This is a genomic window from Pseudoalteromonas sp. BSi20652 (assembly GCF_000239855.1).
Taxonomy (GTDB): Bacteria; Pseudomonadota; Gammaproteobacteria; order Enterobacterales; family Alteromonadaceae; genus Pseudoalteromonas.
The window spans coordinates 62,992-75,845 of record NZ_BADT01000041.1 but is presented as its reverse complement, the minus strand read 5'-3'; the positions used below and the strand labels follow the sequence as shown (position 1 = coordinate 75,845).

Sequence of the window (12,854 nt, the reverse complement as noted above, 5' to 3'; positions counted from 1 at the left end):
TAGAACGTTTTTATCACTATTTAAGCTCACTCTTATATAACTTAATCATTATTTAATAGGTTTTATCACTATTTGATGCATAAGCGTTTGCGGCAATAAAGGCGTATGATTACCCTCTACGTAGTCATCAAAACCCGCCCTATAAAATTCAGATAAAGGGTGACCCGATTGACCACCCGGAATAGCTAAAATCGCATGTTCTAAATGCCCTGGTTGCGCAATAAAACGCTGTGATGCACCAAAACTACGCCTTTGTACTGCTGGCATGAAGCTATCTCCAAAACCCGCTGCTGTTGGCATATTTAACAATTTAGCAAGCAGCGGCATTTGCTTTGCAAACGGATGCTCTATTACTAACTCGTTGACCTTACCCCACTGCCAGCCTTGCACATTATTGCCAAACTGCTCAGTAAGCTTAGTAATAGTTTGGTTAAATGCGCCACGTAATTGTGCATCCCAATTTTTAAATTGTGGGTTTATCCATGTGTCGGGTTTGTTGTTAATAAGCTGCCACACTGCGGGCTCTAAATCTCGCTTTACATATTTAAGCGTGCCTTGTTGTTTATTTAATTGGCTTTCAATATTACTAAATAAAATATTAATCACTTCATCGCGGTAACGCTTAACTAAGGTATACCCTATAGAGGTTGGACACGCACATTGCTGCCAGTTTTCAAGCGCTGTTATATATTGCTGATTTTTAGCTGTATTGGCTTTTAATTGCTTTAATAGCAAAGCATGCCAAGGCATTAAAAAGCGAGCTTGGTTATCGAGCTGTAGTGCGTAAAAGTCGCTCTCTGCAAATGTTTGTTTTTCAAATAATCTGTCGCGAATTTGACTCGAACGCGCGCCGAGTGCATAACCACCATTACCAAAACGGGTATTATCTTCAGCCGATACCACGCGAGAGTTACCAGTCCATAATCGCCCGCTTTGTGGGTTTTTAACAAACGGGCGTTCTAATTCGGTTTGCTGCCAAAGCACTGAGTAGTCATCGGCATTTACGCCAAGCTCACTTGGCGTTTTACGCGCCGGTATACCACCCATATTTTTCCATGCTGCGCTACCTTGGCTATCTACCACCATTAGGTTTTGCACAGGTATTCCCACATCGCTTGCTACAGTAAGTGCATCATCAACTGTTTTGGCTTGCTCTAACTTTAATAGTTGCATATTAACGGCGTAAGGCTGATGTGCAGCCCAGCTCAATGCATAAGGTTTTTCGTTAATGTATTTTACAGGGCCATATTCGCTGAGTATTAATGAGTAGTTTTCGATCTCCCCATCGGGTAATGCAATAGGTTCATCAACTTGCCATGTTTTACTATCATCGTTTAATGCAATCCAATCGGCTGTATCTAAATAACCGTTAGTAAACCCCCATGCAACATTATTGTTAGTGCCAACCACAATGGCAGGCGCTCCGGGCAGCGATACACCGGTCACCTGAGTCTGCTCACCACTGTGCATGTAATTTAATTGTGCTCTGTACCAAATTACAGGCACTGCCATCGATAAATGCATATCATCCGACACCATACCAGCGCCTGTTTTAGTCAACGCTCCTGTAACTGCCCAGTTGTTACTGCCGCGCTCTTGGTTGGCTTCAATGCTTTTAACTGTCTGTTGTGTTTGAATTGGCAAAGTAGGTATGCCGCCGTTATAAGGTGCTAGTTTACTGCCATCAAGTGCGGCTTGGTACTTACTTGGTTGCGTTAAAAAATCAACCATTTGCTTTGTGTACGCTTGCTCAATTTGAATAAGTGCTTGGTCACGCTCAAATGTAGCGCTTTGTAAATCAAGATACATGCTAAATATCACAAGTAGGCTATCTTCACTTTGCCATGGTTTTTGTATTGCACCTGTTAGTAAATATTCAAAGCTTGAATACCCTACTTGCGCTAAGCCTTCGTTTACACCTTGAGCGTAACTCTTAAGTAATTGCTTATCGGTCTTAGGTAAGGTTTGTAAAATAGCGTGGCTGCGTTTACGTAATTGATGAAAACGCATTTTTTTATCGAGCCCCAGCGCGGCTTCTCCAAATAACTCACTTAGCTCGCCTGCGGCATTACGTCTTAGTAAATCCATTTGAAAAAATCGGTCTTGCCCATGCGCATAACCTAAACCATAGGCAGCGTCGTTTCGGCTATTAGCATTTATCACGGCTTGCCCTAGTGCATCGCGCGAAATTTTTACAGGCTCTGCTACCGCGTTACTACGTCCGTTTCCATCAAGGGCAGGTAAACTTAAACTAAGTACACCATAAACAACGGCGGTACTTGCCAGCCCTAATATCACAATTAATAACAACAAACGTTTGATTAGTTTATACATTGAGTTGCCCTTTCACCCTTTGCGTTGCCTATATAATAACCACAGTTTTATTAAATAATCATGATCTTGCTCGCAAAGGATGAAATAAACATCAAAATCCACGATAATGTCAGCTCCACACATCGTGCAGAACTAGTTGAGATCAATATGACTGAAAAAACATTTATCAAAGGTAAAGACCGCGACCTAGAATCGTCAATCTCTACCATGCAAAACAAGCTTGAAGCCCTAAACATTAATGTTGAAGAAGCGCTTTGGCTTAACCCTGTAGCTAACTGTTATTCGGTTCATATAAAAGACAGTGACTGCGGTGTTATGTTTACCAATGGTAAAGGCGCAACAGACAAAGCCTCTATTGCCTCAGCACTCGGTGAATATTTTGAACGTTTAAGCTGTAATTACTTTTTTGCAGACTTTTATCTAGGTGAAGAATTTGCCAATGGCGAGTTTACGCATTACCCAAGTGAAAAATGGTTTGAAGTAGAGGGCGACGAAGTACCACAAGGTATTATGGATGAAAGCTTATGGGATTACTTTGATCCAGAGCGCGAACTTAACGCATCACACCTTTTTGATTTTAACTCAGGCAATATTGATCGTGGTATTTGTACCCTGCCGTACACTCGCCAACGCGATAATCAAGATGTGTACATTCCGGTAAATGTTATTGGTAATATTTTTGTATCTAACGGTATGAGCGCAGGTAACACCAAGTTTGAAGCTCGCGTACAAGGTTTATCAGAAGTATTTGAACGCGCTATTAAAAACCGCATCATCGCCGAAGGCATTTGCTTACCAATCGTGCCTGAAGATGTTGTAAAGCAATACCCTAAAATTCATGAAGCGTGTGAAGAACTTCGCAGCCATGGCTTTCATTTACGTATTGCCGATGCATCGCTTGGGGGGATTTATCCAGTAATGAGCGTAACGCTTATTAACCCAACTGATGGCTCTGTGTTTGCTTCTTTTGGTGCTCATCCATCATTTGAAGTCGCGCTTGAACGTACAGTAACTGAGTTACTACAAGGTCGTCGTCTTGATCAGCTAGATGTATTCCAACCTGCAACTTTTGATAACGATGAAGTGGCAACACCGGAGAACATTGAACTGCACTTTATTGACTCAAGCGGTTTGATTTCACATGATTTTTTCCGTGCAAAACCTGACTTTGACTTTGTACACTGGGACTTTAGCGGCACAACAGAGCAAGAATATAACTTCTGTACTGACCTAATTCACAGCATGGATCATGATATCTATATCATGGATTACACGCACCTAAACGTATACGCATGTCGTATTTTAGTACCGGGTATGTCAGACATTTACCCTGTTGATGAGCTTATTTGGCGCAACAACAACGAAGGCGCTAAGTTCCGCGAAACATTCTTATCCCTTGATCAGTACGATGCAGAGCAATGGATGGACATTTACGACAGCTTAGAAGAAGCAGGTCACAGCGATATTATCCGCGCTGCAGAGTTTATTGGCCTTGCAACAGATGCTGATACACCTTGGCATACGCTACGTATTGGTGAGCTTAAAGCGCACCTATGCTTAGCCGCAGGCAGCGAAGAAGCGATTGATTGGGTTGATTGGATACTTCATACAGGTCAAGTAAACGAAGATGCAATGCGCCACTTCCGATGCCTAAAAGCGATTCTTGAAATAAAATACGATGACGAGCGCGAATATGCCGATTATCAAGATGCGTTAGGCCTTATGTTTGGTGCTAATAACGTTACGCTTGCTATAGAAATTGCCGAAAGTGAAAAACAATTTAACGGCTTAACTTTTCCAGGTTTATCGCTTGAAGGCTTTAAAAAACATGCAGCACTTCTTGATGGTTACCGTAAGCTACATGTGGCAAAACAAAATCATTGGGCACGTGAAGTTAGCGATTCATAATTTTTTTAATCACTCATTGTAAAAATAAACGGCGCTTATGCATAAGCGCCGTTTTCATTCGAGTAATAAATTAGTTATAGTTAATTTTGCCTAAATTAACGCCACGTTGTAGCTAATGCCACCATCTAATAATAAAAAAACGAGTGCTCATAATTTTAAGCGAACCTTTTGGTTGTCGTTTATACTAACAGTGCTCGTTGGAATAGTGCTTGAGCGCATTAATTATAACCGTGTTAAAGACGCCCATCGTCTCCAAATCCTATCTGAGGTCAGTACTTATCGTACTCAACTTGAATCCATTTTAGTTTCTAACATACAGTTAGTTCGAGGTTTAGGCGTAGCCGTAGCCGCAGAGCCTGATTTAAAACAAGAGCGCTTTGCACACATTGCAGCCCCTCTGTTTGATACCTCAAAAGAGCTTCGTAATATTGGTGGCGCTCCTAATATGGTCATTCAAATGACTTATCCTTTAAAAGGAAACGAAAAAGCAATTGGCCTTAACTTTTTAAATAATAAAAATCAGCGCGCAGATGCGCTTAAAGCGCGTGATACAAACTCGATTATTATGGCAGGACCACTAACGTTAGTTCAGGGTGGAGAAGCGTTAATAGCAAGAGTTCCTGTATATACCCCTCCTAAACATGAGTTTTGGGGTTTATTGTCAGTTGTCCTCGATATTGAAAAAATCTATAAAAATTCAGGTATATACGACCTTAGTAAAGAATATTTAGTTGCTATACAAGGGCGAAATGGCCTGGGCAAAAAAGGAGAGTTTTTTTATGGTAATCAAAATATAATAGAGCAAACACCTCTTGAGTTCAGTTTAAGTTTTCAAGGCGGAAATTGGCAGTTATACGTGGTCCCTAAAGCAGGTTGGAACCCGCCAAACTCAGCTATATTGCCTCTTCGCTTAGCAATAGTCATTATTTGTGGATTGTTAATATGGGCATTTTTATTTTTTCTAAAAATGCTTAATCGACAACAACGAAACGAAAATATGCTTGAGGCAATGAGCGACTTAGCTCAAATAGGCGCATGGTCATTTAACCTAGAAACCAAACAAGTATATTGGTCTGACGTGACCAAAAAAATATTTAAATATTCACTTGATACACAACCTGAGTGGCCTAGTGATTTAAACTATTTTAAAGAAGGTGAAAGTCGACAAAAAATAGCTAGTGTGATTGAGCGAGCAATAAAGCTTGGTGAAAGTTACGAAGTTGAACTTGAAGTTATTAACGCTAAAAAAGAAACTATATGGGTGCTTGCTCATGGTGAAGTAGAGCGTAAAAACGGGCGTAGCATTCGTATTTTTGGATCATTACAAAACATTGATACTCGTAAAAAAATTGAATTAGAAAACAATAAAATAGCGCTACATAATGAAATATTAGCATCGCTGACGGTTAATAAGCTCGTATTAAACGGGCAACTAAGCCAATCTAAAGACGTAATCACACAAGCAATTTGCCAAGCATTTGATGTTAAACGAGCCAGTATACGGTTTTTTAATGAAGACAAGAGCCAGCTAAATCCATTTGCAGTACACAATCAGCACTTATTAAACGATAAAACAGAATTAAGTTGGCTAAGAAAAAATACTAAAGAGTTTTTCGATACCATTGACCATCAAGCTGTACTTAATGTCCCTGATACACTAGAAAACCCTATTTTGACTCCTCTAAAAGCGTATTACTTACTACCTTTAGATATTCGATCCATGTTATGCGTAGTTATTCCTGCTGGTAGCGGAGCGCTTGGTATTGTATGCGCCGAGCATAGCCAATCGCCTAAGCATTGGTCGCGTAACGAAGAAAGCTTTTTAATTGCCGTCGCTGCACTTATTGGTAGTTTACACTCAAGCCAAAAACGCATTGAAACAGAACAACAACTCGTTACCGCTAAAAATGTAGCAGAGCAAGCAGTTGAAGCTAAAAGTGAATTTTTGGCAAGTATGAGTCATGAAATTAGAACACCAATGAATGGTGTACTCGGCATGCTTAGCATTTTAAAACAAACTAAACTCGATAAACAACAAGAACACCATATAGAATTGGCCCAATCATCTGCCCAATCACTGCTTAATATTATTAACGATATTTTAGATTTTTCAAAAATTGAAGCGGGTAAACTCGACATTGAAAAAGTACAATTTAACCTCCCAAGATTATTAGGGGAAGTCGTTGAATCATTTGCTTTAACAGTAGAACAAAATAATACCAAGCTTATTTTAGACGCCACTCAAATTACAATTAGTGAGATAATTAGCGATCCTAATAGACTACGCCAAATTTTAAGTAATTTAATTGGTAACGCTGTTAAATTTACTATTAACGGTGAAGTTATTATTACTGCAAGAATCGATGAAACAACGGATGGCTCTTTTTTACAATGTTCGGTTATTGATACAGGCATTGGCATTGACTCAAAAAAACAAGCGCTGTTATTTGATTCATTCACACAAGCAGATACATCAACTACCCGTCAATTTGGTGGCACAGGGTTGGGTCTTGCGATAGTTAAACAGCTATGTGAACTTATGAACGGTGAAGTAAGTGTAAACAGCGTGCCTGAAGAAGGAAGTACGTTTTCATTCACAATACAAATACAACCACGCCTCAGTAAAGAACAAGATTTACCTAGTCATTTAATTAAAAACAAACGTATTTTGATTATTGATAAATGCTCATTAAATGCAAATATAGCTAACAAGCAACTCACTGTATGGGGCGCAGAGGTTAATTGTATAAATAACTATCTTGACGTTAGTCATTACCTAAATGATGTAACTATCCCTCCTGTGGCGATTTTAGTTGATTACTACTTTTTTGAAAAAGCACCTCTGGCAAATATAACGACTCTTAAAAACTTTATAAAAATGCACACCTGTAAATTAGTGATTATGGCACCAATGAGTTATTCACCAGAGGAGTCTAAAATAGGTATGGAGGTCGACTGCATGATTTTCAAACCACTTACACCTTCTGATTTATTTGACTCACTCACTAACGATAAATACATTGAGCAACAGCAAAATCAAGCGCAGCTACAAAACAAGCTAACTAAAGCAGTAACCGCTGACTCTACTGAGCCAACGCTTTTATTAGTTGAGGATAATAAAATTAACCAAATTGTTGCCTCTGCTTTATTAAAACAAGCAGGAATAATCTTTGATATAGCCGAAAATGGACTTGAAGCAATTAACAAGCTAAATGAAAAAAAAGGCAGGCCATACCAACTTATTTTAATGGATTGCCAAATGCCTGAAATGGATGGCTATCAGGCTACACAAGCAATTAGAGAAGGTAAAGCAGGTAATCACAATCAAAATATTACTATTATTGCTTTGACTGCAAATGCCATGCAAGGCGATAAGGAGAAGTGTTTAGCATCCGGCATGAATGATTATTTAAGTAAGCCACTGGATTTAGCAGCATTACAACCAAAGCTTCAACAATGGCTTGGCACTCAATAAAGGTGTAAGCTAATAAAATACGCTTACTAGTTTGAGATTATTTATGCAGTTATCAGCAAATCAACAACGTATTCTTGGTTGCTTATTAGAAAAACAAAGCACAACGCCAGAGCATTATCCTTTGTCGTTAAACGGGCTAATGAATGCGTGCAACCAAAAATCTAGTCGCGATCCTGTACTTGATCTTTGTGAAACTGATGTGCAAAACGCACTCGACGAACTAATAGAAATGCGCTTGGTCACAATAGATGAAGGACTTTCAGGTCGCGTAAATAAATACGACCATCGTTTTTGTAACACACAATTTAGTCATTTGCAGTTTTCTGATCAACAACGTGCCATTGTTTGCCTACTACTTTTACGTGGTGCCCAAACCCCAGGTGAATTAAAAACCCGCAGCGCTAGGCTTGCTGATTTTAATAACGTAAATGAAGTAGAAACAGCGCTCAATAAACTGATTGATGGCGAGTACGTAAGAAAATTAGAGCGAGAAGCAGGTAAGCGCGACAGCCGATATATTCATTTATTTGGCGAACAACAAAATAGTCCCGCCGACACCTTTGTTGCTCTACCAAGCGAAGTAATTAAAGATAAAGAGTTAAGTGATTTACTGGCAGAAGTCGAAGAATTAAAAGCAGAGCTTCGCCAAATAAAAGCTCATTTAAAACTTTAATTAAGTACAACTAAATCACATAATAAGTTTATTGCGTATCACATATTAAATTTTATAAGGAGCTGGCAATGCGCACCGAAATTATGGCTGAAATGAAGGTTCAGCCAACGATTGATGTAAATGCTGAGATAACTCGCCGAGTTGATTTTATTAAAACACGTTTGGTAGCAGCTCATTCACGCTCGTTAGTACTGGGTATTAGCGGTGGTGTTGATTCATCAACCTGCGGCCGTTTATGTCAACTTGCCGTAAACGAGCTAAACAAAGAGCAAGATACTGACAAATATCAGTTTATTGCTGTGCGCCTACCTTATGGTGTACAAGCCGACGAAGATGAAGCGCAAATGGCGGTTGATTTTATTCAGCCAAGTAAACGTATGACCGTAAACGTGCAACCTGCTGTTGATGCACTCCATGAGCAAGCGATAGCTGCAGTAGTTGGCTGTGGTGAAGTATTACCTGAACAAGCTCAAATAGATTTTATTAAAGGTAATGTTAAAGCGCGTCAACGTATGGTTGCTCAGTACGAAATTGCAGGTTTTTGCCAAGGCTTAGTCGTGGGTACCGATCATAGTGCTGAAAACATTACTGGTTTTTATACCAAATTTGGTGACGGCGCGTGCGATTTAGCGCCTTTATTTGGTTTATCAAAACGCCAAGTTCGTGCACTTGCAACTGTACTCGGTGCGCCAGCTTTGTTAGTAGAAAAAGCACCAACAGCCGATTTAGAAAGTGACCGCCCAGGCTTAACAGATGAAGAAGCTCTTGGTTTAAGCTATGAGCAAATTGATGACTTTTTAGAAGGTAAACCAGTCTCGCAAGAGGTTGAGCAAACGTTGATTGCTATATATCAGCGCACGCAACATAAGCGCCAACCAATACCAACAATTTACGATTAATATTAAGTAGATAAAAAGCAATTAACACCATTTTGATTAATTGCTTTTTTGATCGACCAATTAAGATACTACGTATATTTCAATTAACATACTAATATCCATCAACAACCTGCCAAAGAGATTACTGCATTTTATGACATCGCCTATTTTAATTACTGGTGCAGGCCAACGAATTGGTTTAGCGCTTGCTCAGCACTATATAGCCCAGGGGCAGGCTGTTATCATTACCTATCGTACTCGCCATAACGCTGTTGATAAATTAGAGCAACAAGGCGCGGTATGTATTTATGCCGATTTTAGTACCGATGACGGTATAAGTGCATTTATAAATACGCTTAAAGAGCACACAACATCGCTGCGGGCTGTTGTTCACAATGCATCAAGTTGGGACTGCGAAGCTAACAACCCTGACTTTGCAACACTGTTCGATAACATGATGCGTATACATGCCAAAACACCGTATTTAATTAATCTAATGTGCGCTGAGCTGCTTTTAAACTATCAGCAAAGTGCCAAAGTACCTGCCGATATTATTCATCTGACTGATTATGTAGTTGAAACAGGCAGCCCTAAGCACTTAGCTTATGCAGCAAGTAAAGCAGCACTTGATAACCTAACTAAATCGTTTAGCGCTAAATATGCGCCAAACATAAAAGTAAACTCGGTTGCTCCATCACTCATTATTTTTAATGAACATGACGATGAGCAATACCGCGCTAAAACCCTTAAAAAATCATTAATGGGCATTGAACCCGGATGCCAAGAAATTATCAATAGCATTGATTTACTACTACAGAGCCACTACATCACAGGGCGTTCTTTACCTGTTGATGGCGGTCGTCATTTAAAGTAAATAAGCTAATAAACTGAGATATTTATGCATAATGAATTAAAAGAAAGTTACCAAAAAATCATCACCGCTGTAGGCGAAGACGCTAATCGTGAAGGTTTACTTGATACGCCAAAACGCGCAGCAAAAGCAATGGAATATTTAACACAAGGGTATCGTCAAACCCTTGACGAGATAACGAATAAAGCGGTATTTACGTCTGACGCTGACGACATGGTTTTAGTGCAAGATATAGAACTTTACTCTATGTGTGAACACCATTTACTGCCTTTTATTGGCCGTTGCCATATTGCTTATATTCCAAACGGTAAAGTATTAGGTCTGTCTAAATTTGCACGTATTGTTGACATGTTTTCACGCCGTTTTCAAATTCAAGAACAGCTAACGCATCAAATCGCCAAAGCAGTTGAAGAAGTTACTGGCGCTAAGGGCGTAGGCGTTATTGTTGAAGCAAAACACATGTGTATGATGATGCGTGGTGTAGAAAAACAAAATTCAAGTATGCGTACATCAGTTATGTTAGGTAACTTTAGAAGCGATCCTAAAACGCGTAACGAATTTTTGCAGCTTATAAAAGGGTAACCTATGGCCAACGCAATTATTAATGTCACTAACTTACGCCTGCGTACGTTTATTGGTTTTAACCCTGAAGAACGGGAAAAAAACAGGATGTAGTGATTAACTTAGAGATTCACTACCCCGCTGACAACGCATGCAAAACCGATGAAGTAGACCAAGCACTCAATTACAAAGTAATTACCAAAGAAGTCATTAGCTTAGTTGAGCAAGGGCATTTTTTATTACTTGAAAAGTTAGTAGCTGAAATTCTTGCGGTTTGTCATTCACACCCAAGTGTACATTACGCAAAAGCGCGTGTAGATAAACCGCATGCACTTCGCTTTGCCGACTCGGTATCGTTAACGCTTGATTGGACTAAGTAATCTGCATTGTGTTTTAGTTACGCCTAAATAAAGGTTTCTATTCCCACGGCAAGGGCAATTACCGCTAAATAGCGTGCGCCCTTGCCAAGTGTTACTAATAATAAAAATAAGCTAAATCGTACCTTAAATATCCCCCCAATCACCGTTAGCGGATCGCCTACAATAGGTAACCAAGCAAACAACAAACTAAACACGCCGTATTTATTAAATTGCTTTTGGGCGCTATCAAGCCCACTTTGTGATACCGGAAACCATTTTTTATCTTTAAAGCGTAATACTTGCGTACCCAACCAATAGTTAACACAACTGCCTAAAACATTACCAAGCGTTGCAACACACCATAAAAGCCAAAGGTTTACTGTATTTTGAGAAATCATCCCCACCATAATCACTTCAGATGAGCTGGGCAATAATGTGGCAGATATAAATGCGCTAACAAATAGCGTGAAATAAAGCATAATAACCTTGCAGGAAAAGGTAAAAACCCAGCATTAAGCTGGGTTGTTATAAACAAACGGGGCGTTTATTTTATCAAATTTAAACTCAGTGGGTAATTAAACTCTTTGCCTTCATTCGCTTTTATACTCGCTAAAACCACCATCACAAAAGCAAAAATAGCCACAATAGGAAATAAAATCACACCGATCACAACAAACATCAACACAAAACAAATAATGTAAGCAATGGCCATGGTTATTTGAAAGTTCAGCGCTTTTTTACCGTGCTCATTAACCATTTGCATTTCATCTTTTTTAATCAACCAAATAATTAATGGCCCAAGTACTGACCCAAACGGCACTAAAAATCCAGCAAATGCGCTTAAATGACATAACATCGCCCACGTACGTTCATCTTTATTTACTACTTTAACCTGTTGATTTTCTTCCATTACACATTCCTTTAATTTTTTATTATGTGGTTTAATTATACACAGATATACAAATTTACTGACGTATTTATTCACAAAAATCACAGCCTAAATTTCTGTGATAAAAAAGTGATAAGTTTGTGAGAGTTTCTGGAGACGATTATTCAATACTTACCACGAATCATCACTTACAGGAAATAAAAATGAAAGCTTCAACATTAACACTTGCAACTCTTTTAGCGGCAGCTAGCCAATCAACTATGGCTGCAGAGTTAGACCTAACAATAACCAACCTAACCCAAGGTATTCACTTCACCCCATTACTTGTTACAGCACACGACAGTGAAGACAAGCTTTTTGAAGTTGCAACTGAAGCTTCTACCGCATTACAAACAATGGCTGAAGGCGGCAATATTGCAGAACTTGTAGCGCAAGCAACTGCAGCTGGTAGCGACATGGCTGCAAACCCAGCTGAAGGTTTATTAGCACCATCGGCATCAACCATGACAACACTAACGACGACCGATGGTAACGATTACTTATCGGTAACCGCTATGTTACTTCCTACTAACGATGGCTTTGTTGGCCTTGATAGCTGGAAAATACCAACCGAAGCGGGTACCTACACTGTTTATTTAAATGCATACGATGCAGGCACAGAACAAAATAATGAGTTAGTTGTTGAAGGTTCTGGTGCACCAGGTACACCAGGCATTCCTGCAGCCCCTGGTGGTAATGCAGGTACTGGTGGTGCTGGTTTAACAAGCACTGATAGCAATGTTAACGTGCATATACACCCAGGCAATTTAGGTGATGATGATTTAACTGCAGGTAATAGCGATTTAAGCAATACAGTTCACAGATGGTTAAACCCTGTAGCAAAGCTAACCGTTACGGTTAAGTAGG

Annotated in this window: 10 protein-coding genes and 1 pseudogene; 8 read left to right on the top strand and 3 right to left on the bottom strand. The window is 39.5% G+C overall.

Features of this window, described 5'->3' with window-relative positions; translation table 11 throughout:
- Positions 1-48: 48 nt before the first annotated feature.
- Positions 49-2,334, bottom strand: a complete 2,286-nt coding sequence (locus P20652_RS14460; protein WP_008166395.1) for a penicillin acylase family protein — start codon at positions 2,332-2,334, stop codon at positions 49-51.
- A 147-nt stretch (positions 2,335-2,481) separates the two neighbouring features.
- Between P20652_RS14460 and ycaO the strand changes: the two genes are divergently transcribed.
- The 7 genes and pseudogenes from ycaO to folX all read left to right on the top strand — a co-directional run bounded on the left by ycaO (position 2,482) and on the right by folX (position 11,080).
- Entirely contained in the window at positions 2,482-4,242 is a 1,761-nt protein-coding gene (gene ycaO / locus P20652_RS14465) for a 30S ribosomal protein S12 methylthiotransferase accessory factor YcaO (RefSeq protein WP_008166394.1), read from the top strand.
- A 115-nt stretch (positions 4,243-4,357) separates the two neighbouring features.
- The gene (locus P20652_RS14470) at positions 4,358-7,717 is read left to right on the top strand and encodes an ATP-binding protein (protein WP_033017105.1); all 3,360 of its coding nucleotides are present in this window, start codon (positions 4,358-4,360) and stop codon (positions 7,715-7,717) included.
- Positions 7,718-7,760: 43 nt separating this feature from the next.
- Positions 7,761-8,390 carry a YceH family protein gene (locus tag P20652_RS14475; RefSeq protein ID WP_008166392.1) on the top strand — a complete coding sequence of 210 codons (630 nt, stop codon included), beginning with the start codon at positions 7,761-7,763 and terminating at the stop codon, positions 8,388-8,390.
- Positions 8,391-8,458: 68 nt separating this feature from the next.
- Complete coding sequence (gene nadE / locus P20652_RS14480; RefSeq protein WP_008166391.1) at positions 8,459-9,289, top strand: ammonia-dependent NAD(+) synthetase; 831 nt, start codon at positions 8,459-8,461, stop codon at positions 9,287-9,289.
- A 133-nt stretch (positions 9,290-9,422) separates the two neighbouring features.
- Positions 9,423-10,142 (top strand): dihydromonapterin reductase, encoded by a 720-nt coding sequence (folM, locus tag P20652_RS14485; protein ID WP_008166390.1) that lies wholly within the window; start codon positions 9,423-9,425, stop codon positions 10,140-10,142.
- A 24-nt stretch (positions 10,143-10,166) separates the two neighbouring features.
- The gene (gene folE / locus P20652_RS14490) at positions 10,167-10,721 is read left to right on the top strand and encodes a GTP cyclohydrolase I FolE (protein ID WP_007377310.1); all 555 of its coding nucleotides are present in this window, start codon (positions 10,167-10,169) and stop codon (positions 10,719-10,721) included.
- A 3-nt stretch (positions 10,722-10,724) separates the two neighbouring features.
- Positions 10,725-11,080, top strand: a pseudogene (folX, locus tag P20652_RS17485) (dihydroneopterin triphosphate 2'-epimerase).
- A gap of 23 nt (positions 11,081-11,103) precedes the next feature.
- Here folX and P20652_RS14495 read toward each other — a convergent pair.
- Positions 11,104-11,538 (bottom strand): YqaA family protein, encoded by a 435-nt coding sequence (locus P20652_RS14495; protein WP_008166388.1) that lies wholly within the window; start codon positions 11,536-11,538, stop codon positions 11,104-11,106.
- A 65-nt stretch (positions 11,539-11,603) separates the two neighbouring features.
- On the bottom strand, positions 11,604-11,969 hold the full coding sequence (locus P20652_RS14500; RefSeq protein WP_008166387.1) for a DUF4870 domain-containing protein: 366 nt from the start codon (positions 11,967-11,969) through the stop codon (positions 11,604-11,606).
- A 182-nt stretch (positions 11,970-12,151) separates the two neighbouring features.
- Between P20652_RS14500 and P20652_RS14505 the strand changes: the two genes are divergently transcribed.
- On the top strand, positions 12,152-12,853 hold the full coding sequence (locus P20652_RS14505) for a spondin domain-containing protein (protein ID WP_008166386.1): 702 nt from the start codon (positions 12,152-12,154) through the stop codon (positions 12,851-12,853).
- Position 12,854 lies beyond the last annotated feature (1 nt).

Coding starts and splice junctions, on each gene's coding strand:
- P20652_RS14475 (WP_008166392.1), top strand. CDS start 7,761: ATGCAGTTATCAGCAAATCAACAACGTATTCTTGGTTGCTTATTAGAA.
- P20652_RS14495 (WP_008166388.1), bottom strand. CDS start 11,538: ATGCTTTATTTCACGCTATTTGTTAGCGCATTTATATCTGCCACATTA.
- P20652_RS14505 (WP_008166386.1), top strand. CDS start 12,152: ATGAAAGCTTCAACATTAACACTTGCAACTCTTTTAGCGGCAGCTAGC.
- P20652_RS14500 (WP_008166387.1), bottom strand. CDS start 11,969: ATGGAAGAAAATCAACAGGTTAAAGTAGTAAATAAAGATGAACGTACG.
- ycaO (WP_008166394.1), top strand. CDS start 2,482: ATGACTGAAAAAACATTTATCAAAGGTAAAGACCGCGACCTAGAATCG.
- folM (WP_008166390.1), top strand. CDS start 9,423: ATGACATCGCCTATTTTAATTACTGGTGCAGGCCAACGAATTGGTTTA.
- P20652_RS14470 (WP_033017105.1), top strand. CDS start 4,358: ATGCCACCATCTAATAATAAAAAAACGAGTGCTCATAATTTTAAGCGA.
- folE (WP_007377310.1), top strand. CDS start 10,167: ATGCATAATGAATTAAAAGAAAGTTACCAAAAAATCATCACCGCTGTA.
- P20652_RS14460 (WP_008166395.1), bottom strand. CDS start 2,334: ATGTATAAACTAATCAAACGTTTGTTGTTATTAATTGTGATATTAGGG.
- nadE (WP_008166391.1), top strand. CDS start 8,459: ATGCGCACCGAAATTATGGCTGAAATGAAGGTTCAGCCAACGATTGAT.